Source organism: Paraburkholderia bengalensis, from assembly GCF_037126505.1.
Lineage (GTDB): Bacteria > Pseudomonadota > Gammaproteobacteria > Burkholderiales > Burkholderiaceae > Paraburkholderia > Paraburkholderia bengalensis.
In genome coordinates this window covers 1-13,771 of record NZ_JACFYJ010000011.1, presented here as the reverse complement: position 1 = coordinate 13,771, position 13,771 = coordinate 1, and the positions used below count along the sequence as shown (strand labels likewise).

The following is a 13,771-nucleotide window of genomic DNA, read 5'->3' as shown; positions in this document are numbered from 1 at the left end:
TGCTCCTTGCGCGTTTAGCGCGTTCAGCGCCCTCTGGCGCCGTTAGCGCCGTTTAGCGAACCAGAAAACCGTACGTCAGCGGATCGCGCTCATCGACGATCCAGTTTGCGAACCCGCAGATATGCGCGTCGCCTTCGATCTCGGGAATGATGGCGTCATAGCCGGCGAGCTTCGTCTCCGACAGCACGCGCCCGCGAAACACGGTGCCGATGATCGACTCGTTGACGAGGGTCTCGTGCCTGCCCAACTGGCCGCGCAAATACAGTTGCGCGACGCGCCCCGCCGTGCCCGAGCCTGTCGGCGAACGGTCCACTTCGCGGTCGGCGAACACACAGCAGTTGGCCTGCGTCGAGCCCGCATGTCGCGGCGCGTTGTCGATGATCGTGCCGTAGATGTGGTTGATTTCGGGAATATGCGGATGCTGGACCTTGAAGGCCTCGTTGACCGCGCGTTTCACTTCGGCGCCGAACTGGATCAGCTTGTCCACGTGCGACTCGCGCACCTCGAGGCCGAACGGTTCGCCTGACGTGTAGAAATAAAACGCGCCGCCGAACGCGATGTCGCCGCGAACGGTGCCGAAGCCAGGTGTCTCGACGCTCACGTCGCGCAGCCAGATGAACGACGGCACGTTGACGAAACGCACGCTGCCCGCGTGATCGCCGTCCCACTTGACGAACGCCTCGATGAAACCGCACGGCGCATCGATGCCCACGCGTGTTTCCGGCTCCGTGCGCTCGACCCAGCCGAGTGCGACGGCCGCCGTGGCGAGGGCGATGACGCCGTGGCCGCAGTGGTCGCTATAGCCTTCGTTGTGGACGAAGATGATGCCGAAGTCGGCGCCTTGCGTGACGGGCTCCGTCAGATAACCGCCATACATATCGGCGTGACCACGCGGCTCGAGCATCAGCGCGCGCCGCAGATGATCGGCGTGTTCCTTCAGCCACGCGCGCCGCTCGACGATGGTCTTGCCGGGCATCTTCGGCAGCCCGCTCGTGACGATACGAAACGGTTCGCCGCCCGTGTGCACTTCGACCGTGCTGATGACGCGGTTCAGTTTCATGATGCGTTCGTGCCTAGGAAAAATGCCTGGACCCGCTGCATGTCCAACATATCGTCTCACTCCGTGATCTTTGTCTTATACTGGATCGAAATGTAGACCAGCTTGGGTCGACGATCAACCAGTTTCAAAAAATTGTCCCGCCAAGTGGTCGGAATCGCATCCAGATTCTTATCGACGACACGCATTCATGGCCTCGACCTCATTCGCGCTGGACCGCGCATTTCGCCCGAAGCAGATTTACGAGCAGGTGGCCGAGCGCATGCGCGGCGACATCCGCAGCGGCCAGTTCGCGCCCGAGGCGCGGCTGCCGTCGGAGCGCGATCTGGCCGCGCGCTTCGGCGTCGGGCGGCCCGCGGTGCGCGAGGCGCTTGGCGCGTTGCAGAACGAAGGGCTCGTGGTGACGCGGCGCAATTCCGGCACGTATGTGTGCGCGGACGCGTTGCAGCGGCTGTCGGCGGCGCGCGCGGAAGATCGGGCGTCGGGCGATGCCGACATCAGCCCCACGTCCGCGCTCGATGTGCGTCTGATCCTCGAGCCCGCTATTGCGCGTCGCGCAGCCGCGCATGCGCATCGCGACGAACTTGCCGAGCATTACCTCGCGCAGATGGATTCGATCGACGACGTATCGGACGCCGTGCAGCGCGCGCTATGGAACGATAGCGACCGTTTGTTCCACCGGCAGCTTGCCGTGATGACGGGCGACGCGCTGCTCGTGAAGATCGCGGACGAAGTCGCGAAGGCGATGGACCAGCCGTTGTGGAAGCGGCTGAAGGATGACGGCATTCATGATCCTGGGCGGATCAGGCTTTATGTGGCCGAGCATCGGCTGATCTATGAGGCCATCGTCAACGGCGATGCAGATGCGGCTGCGTTTTATGTCGAGCAGCACATCGTGAGGGTGCGGCGCGATATCGCGCCGAAGTAGGTTTTTGTTGTTGGGGGGTTGCTGCGCAGGCTGGTGATTGTGGTTCTTTTCGCTGGCATCAGCGTTGCGCCTTCGCGGATACCAGCGAAAAAGGACACACAAACACCAGCCTGCGCAGCAAACCACCCCAGCGTCGCAGACAAAGCCAATACCGAAACCCTGCTACAACATGCTCCTGGGCCGCTGCATCGTCCCGTCGACAAACCGCTGCAAACGAAACGCAGAAAGATCCAGCGAAGGCTGCCCTTCATCGATCCACTCGGCCATCAGCCGGCCCACAATCGGTCCCATCGCAAATCCGTGCCCGCAAAAGCCGGTCGCGACCAGCAGACCCTGCGTCTGCGTCGCGGCGTCGAGCACGGGAATCCCATCGGGCAGCACGTCGATCAGCCCCGCCCACGACTCCACCACCTGCGCGTCCCGAAGCGCCGGAAACAACGCCCGCAGTTTCCTCAACGCGCGTGGCTCATGCGAACGGTTCGGCTGCGGATTCGGATCGCGCGGATGCACCACGCGCTCGCCCGCCGGCACCGCGCCCGGCAGCCGATCCCGCAGATCGCGCACGAACGCCCCGTTCAGATGGAAGCTGAACTTCTGACGCTGCGACCATAACTCGGGCAAAAACCACTTCAATGCGCGCAGATGCCCGAACGTCATGTCGACGTCCACTTGCATGTCGTCGGCGAGATTGATCGCGCCGTTGGCGCGCTGGCGGATGCCAAGGCCGTGCCCCCAGAACGTGGACGCCGTCACGGCCGGCAGCGGATTGGTGCGCATGCAGGTACCGCGTACGGCTTGCTGCGGCAACGCAATGCCCAGCGTATCCAGCAGCCGCCAGCTGCTCGCGCCCGCCGCGACGATCACGTGCCGCGTGCGGATTGTGCCGCGCTCGGTGACGACGCCCGTCACGCTGCCCGCGGCCCTTTCGATAGCGACCACGCCACAGCCTTCGACGAAACGCGCGCCTCCTTCGACCGCGCGCATCGCGAACGCGGCCGCCGCGCGACGCGGCTCGGCCTGGCCGTCGCTTGCCGTGTACAGGCCGCCCAGCGCCTTGCCCTGCATCCCGCGCACGACCTGATCGATCTGCGTGCGATCGAGCACGCGCGTATCCAGCCCATATTGCTTCGCGACGTCCATCCATTGCTGAAACGACGCCCAATCCTCGTCCTTGTCCGCGACGTACAGGCACCCGCCCTGCCGCCATTCGAGATCGACGTTCAGCTCGCGCTCGAGCTGCTCCCAGATGCGCATGCCCGCCATCATCAGCGGCACCTCGGCAGCTTCACGGCCCTGCTGGCGCACGAAGCCCCAAGCGCGCGTCGATTGCTGGCCGGCGATGCGCGACTTGTCCAGCACCACCGCCTTCAGCCCGCGCCGCGCGAGGTAGTACGCCGCCGCGCAACCCATGATGCCCGCGCCCGCGATCACGACGTCGGCTTGCTCGGGAAACGGCGCGTCGGCGGGGCTCAGGTCGGCGTGCAGCGGATAAGTAGTCGTCATCGGGAAAGAAAGCTGGGAAGGCGGGGGTCAGCATCTTCTCAGGCCCGTGCGCACGCCGCAATCCCGCCAGAAATTGGCCATCGAAGGCGCAATGCGCGATGTCATGCTATTTGCATACGTTTCGCCGCTAAAATAGAAAGGCTCGGCATCAAATCGGCTTCGACCTCATTCGCACACGGCGGCCGAACTCATTAGAATCGGCGGATTCGTTGAAAGGTGCACCGATGATGCGGGCATGGCGCGACACCAGGCGCGCCCGAGTCGCGCGCTACCGTTGCTGTCTCACGACGGCAGCACCGACGCCCCGAGGTACCGGCTGGCATCGCTGCTGCCGCGACGCCGCGTCATAAACAACTATTTACTCCGACAGAAACTTCGCGCATGTCCAACGAAGCCACCTCAACCGACTCGCTCGCCGTCGCCGAACGCGTGCGCGAGTTGATGAGCCGTCACGGCATCGGCAAACGTCAGCAAACCAGCGAGCTTTGCCGGATTCTCGATTTGAGCTTTTCGCAGGGTCACCGCAAGCTGCGCGGCAACAGCCCGTGGACGCTCTCGCAGATCAAGAAGGTCGCCGAAGTGTTCGGCGAGCCCGCCGCGCAACTGTTCGGCGCGCAGTCGCTCGATCCCGGCATGGTCGGCGCGACGGCGCAGGAGGCCGTGTTCGCGATCGGCGGCATCGAGCTTGCGTGCACCGCCTGGATCGGCGCGCCGATCGAGGCAGGCAGCCGGCCGGAATTCATCGCGTGGTCGAAGCTCGACCAGTGGCGCGTCGTGCGTTACGACGGCGCGCTTTACCAGAACGCGTACGAAGTCCACAAGATCGAGATCTACCCGCGCCGCGCTGAAACGGACAAGCCGCTGATCGCCGTGGTCGACGACGACCAGGCGTCCGCCGACAACCTGCGCGATTACCTGGAACGCAGCGGCTTCGCGGCCGTCGCGATTTACGGCCTCGCCGCCTTCGCCGACACGCTGCAGACGCAGGTGTTCGACGGCGTCGTGATCGACTGGCTGTTCGGCGCGCAGACGTCGGCGGACGCGATTCGCGCGGTGCGTGCGTCGGAGAACCCGGATGCGCCCATTTTCGTGCTGACGGGCGAACTGCTGACGGGCAAGGCGAGCGAGTCGGAAATCAGCGACATCGTGCGCAATTACGACGTGGCCTGCTACGAAAAGCCGGCGCGCATGGCGATTCTCGTCGCCGATCTGTCGAAGCGCCTGAGCCGCGCCTGAGCCACATCTGAAAAGCACACGCGGCCGCGGCGCCCGGCCGGTCACCCCGCCACGGACGCCCCGTGCCGCGCCGTCAGCGCGCGCTGCACGGCGTCGCGCAGCACGTCGTAGTGAACGGGCTTCGCGAGGCTGTCGAAGAACAGATCTGCCTCGGCGCGCGTCTGGCCGTCGGGCGCGTACGCGCTCACGGCGATCACGGGCGTGCGCGCCGTTTCGGGCGTCCTGTCGATGTATTCGGCCATGAACGCATAGCCGTCCTTGTCCGGCATGTGCAGGTCGAGCAGCACGAGATCGCAGCGCCGCTCGGCGAGCCAGGCGTGCGCGTCGTCGGCATTCGCGACGGCGGCGGCGTCGCATTCCATATGTTCAAGCATTTCGCACAGCGACTCGCGGATCAGCTGGTTGTCGTCGACGATCAGCACCTGCGGCCGCCCCACGCCCTGCGCCGCCTGCGGACTCGCCGACGCCTCCACGGGCGCGGCTACGGCCTGCACGGGAATCGTCACGGTAAAGCGCGTGCCCTTGCCCACCTCGCTGTCCACGCCGAGTCTCCCGCCGAACAGTTCGACGAGCCCTTGCACGATGGCCAGCCCCATCCCGGCGCCTTCGAAGCGCCGTGTGCGCGACGCGTCGAGCTGCGTGAACTCCTTGAAGATCAGCGGAATCTGCTTGTCGGGCACACCCGCGCCCGTGTCGGTGACGACGATGACCAACGCGTCGTCGCGCTGCTCGAAGTGCAGCGTGACGGTGCCGCGTTCCGTGTAGCGGATGCCGTTGGTCACGAGGTTGTTGACGATCTGCCGGATGCGGTGCGGGTCGGAATCGACCAGTCCGCAGCGCCCGCTCGCGCTGCCCTCGAACACGAGGCCCTTCGCCTTCGCGAACGGCTCGTGCTCGTCGACGATCGAGCCCAGCAGCTCGCGCGGATCGAAATGCTCGTTGCGCAATTCCAGCTTGCCCGCACCCAGGCGCGCGTAGTCGGTCAGATCTCTCATCTGCGCTTCGAGGTGACGCGCGGCCGTATCGAGCCGCTGGATCACCTTGCGGTCCGCCTCGGAGTGAAAGTTGAAGCCGAGCAGCTCGATCGACGACACGATCGCATGCAGCGGCGTGCGCAACTCGTGGCTGATCATGCCGAGGAACGCGTCCTTCGAGAGACTCGCCTCGCGCGCGGCGCGGCTGGCCTGGTGCTCGGCGTCGAGCGCGGCGTGCTGCTGCAGGATCAGGTTCGTGCGGCGCCGGCCGTTCATCACGAGCAGCACGGTGGCCGCCGCCGACAGCAGCAGCAGCACGAGCCCGCCCGCGAACAGCATGCGCCGCTTCGCGATGAAGTCGGTGTTCATCGCCTCGCGGTCCTGCAGGTCGACGTTGCGGCGGCTCAGCGCGAGATCGTTGACCTCCCGCCAGTGCTTGCGCAACTCCTGGACGATCTGCGAAGCCAGCGCGGGCGAAGCGGGCAACGCATCGAGGGAAGGCTGCAAGGCGGTCAGCATCTCGGTGAGACCCTCAATCTCAACCTGCTGGCGCTGCACGGCTTCCGTGCGCGCGGCGAGGCGCTGAGTCGAGCCCGCCATCACGCGCAGCTTCGATTGCAGCACCTGGAAATGCAGCATGAGCCGCTGATAGTCGGGATCGACGCCCGTCTGATACTGCAGCAGCTGACTTTCGAGCCGCGCGTAGGCGATCTGGAGTTGCGCCGCGTCCCAGTAGAAGCCGTCGTAAGTGCCCGTCAGCTGCTGGGTCGCGCGGGGATTGAGAAGTGCGGAGTACAGCAGATAGCTGATCGCCGCGGTCGGCGCCGCGAGCGCCGCGATCCAGATCACGACGAGTACGACGCGGCGCAGCGGGCGCCGTCCTATTTGACGATGAGAGCCTTGATCTGCCATACGAATTTCGCGTCCGACGACGCTCCCGCCAGCTCGCCGGGAAACTGGTCGCGCGGATAGATGAGAAACAGCGGCCCGAAGTCGCTGACCTGCAGGCGCTTGCCGTTCATGCTGTATGCGACGATCACGCCGTAGCGGCTCGTGTCGGACACAGGAACGGTGTACGTGTAGTCGTCCAGCGTATGAATCTCGACCTCGTCGCCGTACGCGCCCACCGTCTTGAGGATATCCGCGAGCAGCGGCCCCGTGAAGGTCGATTTTGCCGTCCAGGTCGTCGATGTCGAAATGGAGTGGGCGGGCAGCGCGAGAATCTGCGCTTCGGAAAAATGGAACACGCTGTGATCGGCGTCGTTGGTCTTCGCGATCTTGCCTTTGACGTCGAGCGCGAGCGTGGCGGCAAGGGGAGCGGCCCCCGCCTGCGCCGGGCCGAACGCCAGCGTCAGGACAATCCCCAGCGCAAGCGCGCGCAGCCATCCGCAATGCTTGTAGTGCACTTTCAGGTCCCTCTTGTGTGGTCTTGTTGCCTTCGTTGCCGGCATTGTGCCTGACAACGACGTCAGACGATAACTGTCAGCGTCGACGCACGCCTCGACACAGAATCTTTACATGGCGTGCATAATATCGGCTCCGTCTCAAAAAAGCCGCCTCGCCGACGCGCGTTCATCCGGCCCAACGTCCAGCCCAGTTTTCGGCCCAATCCGGCCCAATTTCCAGCCCACCACACAGCGCAACACCCGACATGAAAAAGCCGGTTCTACCGTTGACCTACGAACAGCTCGACCACTGGATCGAGTCGCTGCAGCCCGCACTGCTCGAAGAGCGCTTCGCGGCAGCGGTCGGCATTCTGCGAGGCGGTGCGCCGCTCGCGCTGATGGCCTCGCACACGATCGGCGTGCCGGTGGCGTTTCTCAGCTACGACCGCCGCGCGCGCCATGTGACGTGGGATTCGGCACAGCCGCTGCCCGCGCCCGGCTCGAAGGTGCTGCTGTGCGAGGACATCGCGGGCCGCGGTTTCACGCTGGTCGACTGCATCGCGTTTCTCGAACAGCACGGGCTGACCGTCAAGACGCTGACGGGCGCCTTCGACGAAATCAGCCGTATCCGGCCGGACTATGCAAACGACGCGTCCGGCTTTTTTGCGCTGTTTCCGTGGGAAAGGCAAGCGTATACGGACGGCTATCGCGAGGACTGGCTGAACGTCGAGTCGGGTTCCGCCGACGCCATGTCGGACGATCACGAATACGCCACCTATGCGATCGACCTGGACGGCATCCTGCTGCCCGATGTGCCGCTGGCGCGCTATGACGAAGATCTCGCCGCCGCCCTGAGCGAACGCGACGCACTGCTGCCCTACGACATCCTGCCCGACGTCGATCTGCAGAAAGTGCGTGCGGTGATCACGGGCCGGCCGCACGCCGACTTGCAGCGCACACGCGCGTGGCTCGAGCGGCACGGTTTCGGTCACCTGGAACTGTTGATGCGCACGCCCGACCTGCACGACGAAACGCCCGAAGGCGCCGCCGGGCACAAGGCGAGCGCGGCGCTGCGCTGCGGCGTGACGCACTTCATCGAAAGCGATCCCGTGCAGGCGCTCTTCATCGCGAAAGCGGCGCCCCTGTTGCGTGTGATCTGGTGGGACGCGCTCAAGCACAAGGGCACGCTGATCAGCGCCACGACCTGGCGCTAAACACGGTCGCTTGGCGCAGCCGCTAATCCGGCGCCTTCCCCGGCGCCTTTCCCTGCTCGTTCCCATCACCGAGCCGCAGATGCTGCGCCGCGCGCTGCGAGGCGACGACGATCAGCTTCATCGTCGCGCGCGTCGCGCCGACGAACAGCTTGCGCGCGTTGCGCTCGTCGAATGCGTCGAAATCGACCTCGCTCAAAATCACGCACGGCGCCGACTGTCCCTTGAACCGATAGATCGAGTCGAGCAGCACATCGCCCTCGCGATACGCCGGGTTGCCGAACAGATCGTATTTGCCCGTGAAGCTGCGCAGCCGATGCGGCCCGAGATGATCGAGCGTCCCCAGCACCGAACCCTCGCGCCCGCGAAACGACAGCACCGCGATGTCCTGCTTGCGAAAGCCGAGCGCGAGCGCCTGCGTGATCGCGCGCTTGGTGGCGTCGATGCAGCTGTCGGGCGTCTGGGTTTCGTCGTAGACGGACAGCGAGATGTCGGAGCCGTCGAACGGACTGCCCGCCGCGAGGCCGCTCGCGAGTGGCACCGTCGCGCCGACCACGTTGCGCAGATAGTCGAGAATGTCGCGCGGACTGCGGTAGTTGGTCGATTCGCGCAGCACGGTCCAGCCCGGCAGCGCGACGCTCTCGCGCATGTACAGGTTCTGCAGCGGATCTTCGAGCCACCACCATGCGCCGTTCGGCTTCAGCAGCCGTTCGAGCGCGGGCACCCACGGCTGCTGGAAATCCTGGCCTTCGTCGACGATCAGCACGTCGTATTGCCAGCGCGCGTCGATGGGCGCGTTGGCGAAAGCGCTTTCGAGCTGCTCGAATACGTCGCTCGTCTGAAAGTCGGGCGCGCGGCCGCTTTCGCGCAAAATCCAGTCGCATAGCTGGTGATAGTTCGCGACCTTCGCCTCGGGCGGCGCGACGCGCGCGATGTGGTCCGCGAGCGGCCGGTTGAAACAGACGTACAACGGCCGCTCGCCGCGTGCGACGGCGTCCTTCATCACCTGCACGGCCAGTTGCGTCTTGCCCGAGCCCGCCGTGCCGATCACGCGCAGCCGGAACGGCGCGAATTCGAGGCGCCGCGCCCATGTCGCGAGACCGCCCGCGAGCCGCGTGACGAGCGTGCCCGCCTGGCCGACGAGCGCGCTCGCATCGGGCGTGAGCGACAGTTCGTCGGCGAGATAGTGATGGATTTTCGATGCGCACGGCAGACGCGGTTCGTCCTCCGGCAGCGCCTCGCGGATGATGCTGACGAGCCTGTCCTTGCGCGTGGCGTCGACGATGCGCGCCGGGTTCACGCCCGCGATGGCCGCGTCGCGCACGACGTGATCCGGACAGTACAGCAGTTCTTCGATGAAATACGTGCCCGCGCCGAAAGCGGCCGTGAAGCGCCGGTGCAAGCCTTCGATCGTGCGCGCGAGCGCAATCGCGACGTTGCGCTCCGTCTGCATGTACACCTTGACGAGTCCCTTCGGCGTTTCACGCAGAAAACCCGTTTTCTGCTCGACGATCATCACGCGCCCCGACGGGCTGACGATCACGAAATCGGCCTCGCCGAACACGGAAAAGCCTTCGGAAAGCCGTGTCCAGTGCACGCCGTGATAGACCGTGTAGTCGCGCGGCAGCCCTTCTTCGAGCAGCGCCAGGGTCTCGCGCTCGCGCGCGGCGGCGCCTGTGGTGGCGAGACTCTTCCAGTCGTCGGGGACAATGCGGGCCATGCGCGCCTCGTCAGGTTGAAGTGCGCCCATTGTACGCAACGCCTACGGGGACATTGGCTGGGACATTGGCCGCGGCCGGAAAGAAAAGCCTGCTTCGTGTATCGTTATTGGTTGGGCGCCGCGCGCCAGGCGCGTCTGGATCGAAGCGAACCGTAATGATCCGGACGACGGGAACACACCGCGCGGCGCAGCTTGCCAACATAAGAGGAAAGAGGATTACCGGATGATTACAATCTGGGGACGCGCCAACTCGGTCAACGTACAGAAAATCCTGTGGGTGTGCGACGAACTGGTCCTGCCATACGACCGTATCGACGCCGGCCTGCAATTCGGCCGCAACAACGAGCCCGGCTATCTCGACATGAACCCGACGGGCAAGATTCCTACGCTTGTCGACGGCGACTACGTGCTGTGGGAATCGAACTCGATCCTGCGCTATCTGGTCATGCAATACGGTGCCTCCAGCCTGCTCTATCCCGACGAACCGAAGGCGCGCGCCAGCATCGACCGGTGGCTCGACTGGTCGCTGTCCACGCTGCAGCCCGCCGAGCGCCCCGTGTTCTGGACGATCGTGCGCACGCCGCAAGCCGGGCGCGACGAGGCGCAACTCGCCGCCGATATCGACAACGTCGCGACGTTGTGGAAGATGCTCGACGCTCATCTGCAAGGGCGCTTCTTTATCGAAGGCGAGAAGTTCACGCTCGCCGATATCGTGCTGGGTGCGTATGCGAAGCGCTGGTTCGGTTTGCCCGGTGTCGAGCGGCCGTCGATGCCGAATCTCGAACGCTGGTATCAGCGGCTCGCGACCCGCTCGGGTTTCAAGCAATATGTCGACTTCGATCTGACCTGAACACATGACCATCACGCTCTACGCATGGGGCACGCCGAATGGCCGCAAGGTCAGCGTCGCGCTCGAGGAAATGGAACTGCCGTACGTCGTCAGGCCCGTCAACATCTTGAAGGACGAGCAGTTCGACCCCGACTTCCTCGCCATCAGCCCGAACAACAAGATCCCCGCGATCGTCGATCCCGACGGACCGGATGGCACACCGATCAGCGTGTTCGAATCGGGCGCGATCCTGCTGTATCTCGGCGAAAAGACGGGCAAGTTCTTGCCGAAGCGCCTGCGCGAGCGCGTGCCCGTGCTCGAATGGCTGATGTGGCAGATGGGCGGGTTCGGTCCGATGCCGGGACAGGTGCATCACTTCGCGGCACTCGCCTCCGAAGACGACAAACGCTACGGCCTCAAGCGCTTCTCCACCGAAACGCGGCGGCTCTACGCCGTGCTCGATGCGCGCCTGGGCAAGACGGAGTACGTGGCGGGCGAGCTGTCGGTGGCGGACTTCGCGATTCTCGGCTGGGCATGGCGGCACGAGCGCCACAAGGTCGATCTCGCCGATTATCCGAACGTCAAGCGCTGGTACGACATGCTGTTCGAGCGGCCGGGCGTGCAGCGCGGCTTCGCGGTGAAGCTCGATTGACGACACACGGCGGGAACAGCACGCGCGAAGCGCTCGCTCGCACCTCGTGACGGCGGGACGCCCGCGCTGCCGCCCGGCGATGAACCGTATAATCGACGGATGAAAAACGCCAAGCCAACGGCAGCCGCGCTCGCGACTGCGCCGGATCATTCGCACAGCGCGCATAGCGCGCAGGCCGCGGAGCAGGCTCGCGAGCATGCGCACGCGCACGCTGGCGAGCAGGTGCACGGCGAACATGACGAACACGGCGACAAGCACACGCATGCCACGCCCGCATCGGCAGAAGCGGCGCTCGCGCTGGCGGAAGAATATTGCCGCGAGCGCGGCGAGAAACTCACGCCGATCCGCCGCAAGGTGCTGGAACTGCTGTTGACTTCGGGACGCGCCACCAAGGCCTATTCGCTGCTCGACGACATGCGCCAGATTCATCCCGGCTCCGCGCCGCCCACGGTGTATCGTGCGCTGGACTTTCTGCTGTCGGCGGGGCTCGTCCACAAGATCGAGTCGATCAACGCGTTCGCCGTCTGCCACGATCTGACGCAATGCCAGCACGGCATACTCGTCGTGTGCCAGCAGTGCGGCAACGTGACGGAGCTGCATCAGCCCGCGCTGCGCGAAGCGCTCGTCGCCCAGATCGAAAACGCAGGCTATCGGCTCGCCGGCGATGGAATCGAGCTGAAAGGGTTGTGCTCAGCGTGCCAGGCGGCACAACCCGCCGGCAGCTGAACACGTCTTAAATGACGCCGCAGTCCGAGCTTCAGGTCAGACCGGCGGCGCGCGCGCCTATCGCGTCGTGCAACAACGTCACCAGCGTCTCAGGCGGCGCCGGTTTAGTCATGAAGTGCTGGAATCCTTCGCCGATGCTGCGCAGCCGGTAGGCTTCATCGGTATGGCCCGTCAGGGCCACTGCGACCGAAGGGGAATGATCGCCCCGAATCTCATGATCCCGCACCCGCTGAATCAGATAGAAGCCGTCCATCGCCGGCAAGTCCAGATCGCAGACGACGGCATCGGGCAGCACGCGAACGGCCGCTTCGACTCCCTCTTCCGCATCCGCCACGGCGATGACGTTGGCGCCTTCCGACTCGAGCAGAATTTTCAACGATTCCCTGTTTTGCGGGTCATCTTCAACGAGCACGATCGTGGCCTGATCGAGCCTCAGTACTCCGTTCATCTTGATGTTATTGCTTGAAAAGCTGGTTATGCATTCTGACGTGGCCATGATGTGATGCATTGGTGTACCGCGCCAGCGCCGGCAGCGGAAAACGGTTCAACGTATAGACGTTCTTGCCCACGGATGACGGACGCGCTGTTCGCCCGCCAGGCTCCCTGTTTCGCGATTCGCGGCTGCGCGCGGTAGCGGCGCAGCGCATTCTCCATTCGGACTCGATTGTACGCGTCGAGTTGCAGGAGTCCGTGCCCTTGTCCGTCCGGGCATACAGCTTGACGGGAAACGGCACGACGACATGTTGACGACCGCGCGAGGCGCTTGCGTGACCGCCGCGAGGCAGACTTGCGAAACGCATAAGACGAAGCACGTTGCGTGCCTCGCGGCGTTTGATCCAGCGCGGCGTGCGGCGCGCGCATTGGTCGCGTCGGTCGTCGCGTGGGTCGCGTTGGTCAGATGATTGGCGTCGCGCTCACGTTTGAGCGGCGCGTCCGACGCCGTGCGTCAGCAATGCCACGGCATGCCGCGCGATGTCGTCGGCTGTCAGCTTGCGGCGGGCCGGGTCGTTGCGCCACACCGACGACGTCGCGAGCGGCAGGATCGCCAGGCCGATTACCGACAGAAACACCAGCGACGGCTCCAGCGCTGCATTGAGCCGCCCCTCTTTTTGCCAGCGCTCGATGAACGCGATGCCGCGCTGCTGGTTCGCATTGCCGAACCGCTCGTGCATGCGCTGCTTGAGCAGACCGCCTTCGCTGATGACCTCGCGTATCCACAGCGACGGAAACCACGGGTAGTCGCCCGCCACTTCGACGAGCCGCCGCGCGAGCAGCGTGATCGCCGCGACGGGATCATCGGGATTGGCCTGAAACGCGCCGCCAAGGCGTTCTCGCAGCGGCAGGAAGCGCTCGTCGATCAACACGTCGAGTAACTGATCGCGCGTCTTGAAGTAGTAGTGCATCATCGCGGGCGTGAAACCGGCCTCGCGCGCGACCTGGCCGAGCGTCGTATCGACGATGCCCTGGCGCGCGAACAGCGCAAGCGCGGCATCGAGCAGACGCGCGCGCTGCTCCGGTCCACGCCCGCTGCCCGCCGGCCGGCCCGGGCG

The 13,771-nt window shown here is 65.1% G+C and carries 13 protein-coding genes; 6 read left to right on the top strand and 7 right to left on the bottom strand.

Going from position 1 to position 13,771, the window contains the following annotated elements; all coding sequences use genetic code 11:
* Positions 1 to 52: 52 nt before the first annotated feature.
* Positions 53 to 1,060 (bottom strand): trans-3-hydroxy-L-proline dehydratase, encoded by a 1,008-nt coding sequence (lhpH, locus tag H3V53_RS09510; RefSeq protein ID WP_336597742.1) that lies wholly within the window; start codon positions 1,058 to 1,060, stop codon positions 53 to 55.
* A 187-nt stretch (positions 1,061 to 1,247) separates the two neighbouring features.
* Here lhpH and H3V53_RS09505 point away from each other — a divergent pair, with 187 nt between their 5' ends.
* A complete protein-coding gene (locus H3V53_RS09505; RefSeq protein ID WP_054926459.1) occupies positions 1,248 to 1,985 on the top strand; it encodes a GntR family transcriptional regulator in 738 nt (245 codons plus the stop codon).
* A gap of 162 nt (positions 1,986 to 2,147) precedes the next feature.
* Here the strand turns inward: H3V53_RS09505 and H3V53_RS09500 are convergent, their stop codons facing one another.
* Positions 2,148 to 3,488: an NAD(P)/FAD-dependent oxidoreductase gene (locus H3V53_RS09500; RefSeq protein ID WP_336597741.1), complete on the bottom strand. Its 1,341-nt coding sequence runs from the start codon at positions 3,486 to 3,488 to the stop codon at positions 2,148 to 2,150.
* A gap of 381 nt (positions 3,489 to 3,869) precedes the next feature.
* Between H3V53_RS09500 and H3V53_RS09495 the strand changes: the two genes are divergently transcribed.
* Positions 3,870 to 4,724, top strand: a complete 855-nt coding sequence (locus H3V53_RS09495; protein WP_336597740.1) for a helix-turn-helix domain-containing protein — start codon at positions 3,870 to 3,872, stop codon at positions 4,722 to 4,724.
* A gap of 41 nt (positions 4,725 to 4,765) precedes the next feature.
* On the opposite strand, the gene H3V53_RS09490 is transcribed toward H3V53_RS09495, so the two are convergent.
* Both H3V53_RS09490 and H3V53_RS09485 read right to left on the bottom strand, forming a co-directional pair.
* Positions 4,766 to 6,610, bottom strand: coding sequence for an ATP-binding response regulator (locus H3V53_RS09490; protein WP_336597739.1), 1,845 nt, complete (start codon positions 6,608 to 6,610; stop codon positions 4,766 to 4,768).
* Positions 6,580 to 7,104 carry a putative pterin-binding protein gene (locus tag H3V53_RS09485; protein ID WP_336597738.1) on the bottom strand — a complete coding sequence of 175 codons (525 nt, stop codon included), beginning with the start codon at positions 7,102 to 7,104 and terminating at the stop codon, positions 6,580 to 6,582. The genes H3V53_RS09490 and H3V53_RS09485 overlap by 31 nt, the downstream gene beginning before the upstream one ends.
* A gap of 245 nt (positions 7,105 to 7,349) precedes the next feature.
* On the opposite strand from H3V53_RS09485, the gene H3V53_RS09480 reads away from it, so the two are divergent.
* Complete coding sequence (locus H3V53_RS09480; RefSeq protein ID WP_336597737.1) at positions 7,350 to 8,297, top strand: phosphoribosyltransferase; 948 nt, start codon at positions 7,350 to 7,352, stop codon at positions 8,295 to 8,297.
* A gap of 22 nt (positions 8,298 to 8,319) precedes the next feature.
* Here H3V53_RS09480 and H3V53_RS09475 read toward each other — a convergent pair whose 3' ends face one another.
* On the bottom strand, positions 8,320 to 10,014 hold the full coding sequence (locus H3V53_RS09475; RefSeq protein WP_336597736.1) for an ATP-binding domain-containing protein: 1,695 nt from the start codon (positions 10,012 to 10,014) through the stop codon (positions 8,320 to 8,322).
* Between the two features lie 223 nt (positions 10,015 to 10,237).
* Here H3V53_RS09475 and H3V53_RS09470 point away from each other — a divergent pair, with 223 nt between their 5' ends.
* From H3V53_RS09470 to H3V53_RS09460, 3 genes are all read left to right on the top strand, one after another.
* Positions 10,238 to 10,864 carry a glutathione S-transferase family protein gene (locus tag H3V53_RS09470; RefSeq protein WP_336597735.1) on the top strand — a complete coding sequence of 209 codons (627 nt, stop codon included), beginning with the start codon at positions 10,238 to 10,240 and terminating at the stop codon, positions 10,862 to 10,864.
* A gap of 4 nt (positions 10,865 to 10,868) precedes the next feature.
* Positions 10,869 to 11,495: a glutathione S-transferase family protein gene (locus tag H3V53_RS09465; RefSeq protein WP_336597734.1), complete on the top strand. Its 627-nt coding sequence runs from the start codon at positions 10,869 to 10,871 to the stop codon at positions 11,493 to 11,495.
* A 99-nt stretch (positions 11,496 to 11,594) separates the two neighbouring features.
* Complete coding sequence (locus tag H3V53_RS09460; RefSeq protein ID WP_336597733.1) at positions 11,595 to 12,221, top strand: Fur family transcriptional regulator; 627 nt, start codon at positions 11,595 to 11,597, stop codon at positions 12,219 to 12,221.
* Between the two features lie 31 nt (positions 12,222 to 12,252).
* On the opposite strand, the gene H3V53_RS09455 is transcribed toward H3V53_RS09460, so the two are convergent.
* Both H3V53_RS09455 and H3V53_RS09450 read right to left on the bottom strand, forming a co-directional pair.
* Positions 12,253 to 12,717 (bottom strand): response regulator, encoded by a 465-nt coding sequence (locus H3V53_RS09455; RefSeq protein WP_336597732.1) that lies wholly within the window; start codon positions 12,715 to 12,717, stop codon positions 12,253 to 12,255.
* Positions 12,718 to 13,135: 418 nt separating this feature from the next.
* Positions 13,136 to 13,771, bottom strand: a 636-nt coding sequence (locus tag H3V53_RS09450; RefSeq protein ID WP_336597731.1) for a TetR/AcrR family transcriptional regulator, incomplete at its 5' end; no start/stop codon positions are given.

Bases quoted from the DNA above. Each gene is read 5' to 3' on its own strand.
- H3V53_RS09465 (WP_336597734.1), top strand. From the start codon at position 10,869: ATGACCATCACGCTCTACGCATGGGGCACGCCGAATGGCCGCAAGGTC.
- H3V53_RS09460 (WP_336597733.1), top strand. From the start codon at position 11,595: ATGAAAAACGCCAAGCCAACGGCAGCCGCGCTCGCGACTGCGCCGGAT.
- H3V53_RS09470 (WP_336597735.1), top strand. From the start codon at position 10,238: ATGATTACAATCTGGGGACGCGCCAACTCGGTCAACGTACAGAAAATC.
- H3V53_RS09495 (WP_336597740.1), top strand. From the start codon at position 3,870: ATGTCCAACGAAGCCACCTCAACCGACTCGCTCGCCGTCGCCGAACGC.
- lhpH (WP_336597742.1), bottom strand. From the start codon at position 1,060: ATGAAACTGAACCGCGTCATCAGCACGGTCGAAGTGCACACGGGCGGC.
- H3V53_RS09480 (WP_336597737.1), top strand. From the start codon at position 7,350: ATGAAAAAGCCGGTTCTACCGTTGACCTACGAACAGCTCGACCACTGG.
- H3V53_RS09505 (WP_054926459.1), top strand. From the start codon at position 1,248: ATGGCCTCGACCTCATTCGCGCTGGACCGCGCATTTCGCCCGAAGCAG.
- H3V53_RS09475 (WP_336597736.1), bottom strand. From the start codon at position 10,014: ATGGCCCGCATTGTCCCCGACGACTGGAAGAGTCTCGCCACCACAGGC.
- H3V53_RS09500 (WP_336597741.1), bottom strand. From the start codon at position 3,488: ATGACGACTACTTATCCGCTGCACGCCGACCTGAGCCCCGCCGACGCG.
- H3V53_RS09490 (WP_336597739.1), bottom strand. From the start codon at position 6,610: ATGGCAGATCAAGGCTCTCATCGTCAAATAGGACGGCGCCCGCTGCGC.
- H3V53_RS09455 (WP_336597732.1), bottom strand. From the start codon at position 12,717: ATGGCCACGTCAGAATGCATAACCAGCTTTTCAAGCAATAACATCAAG.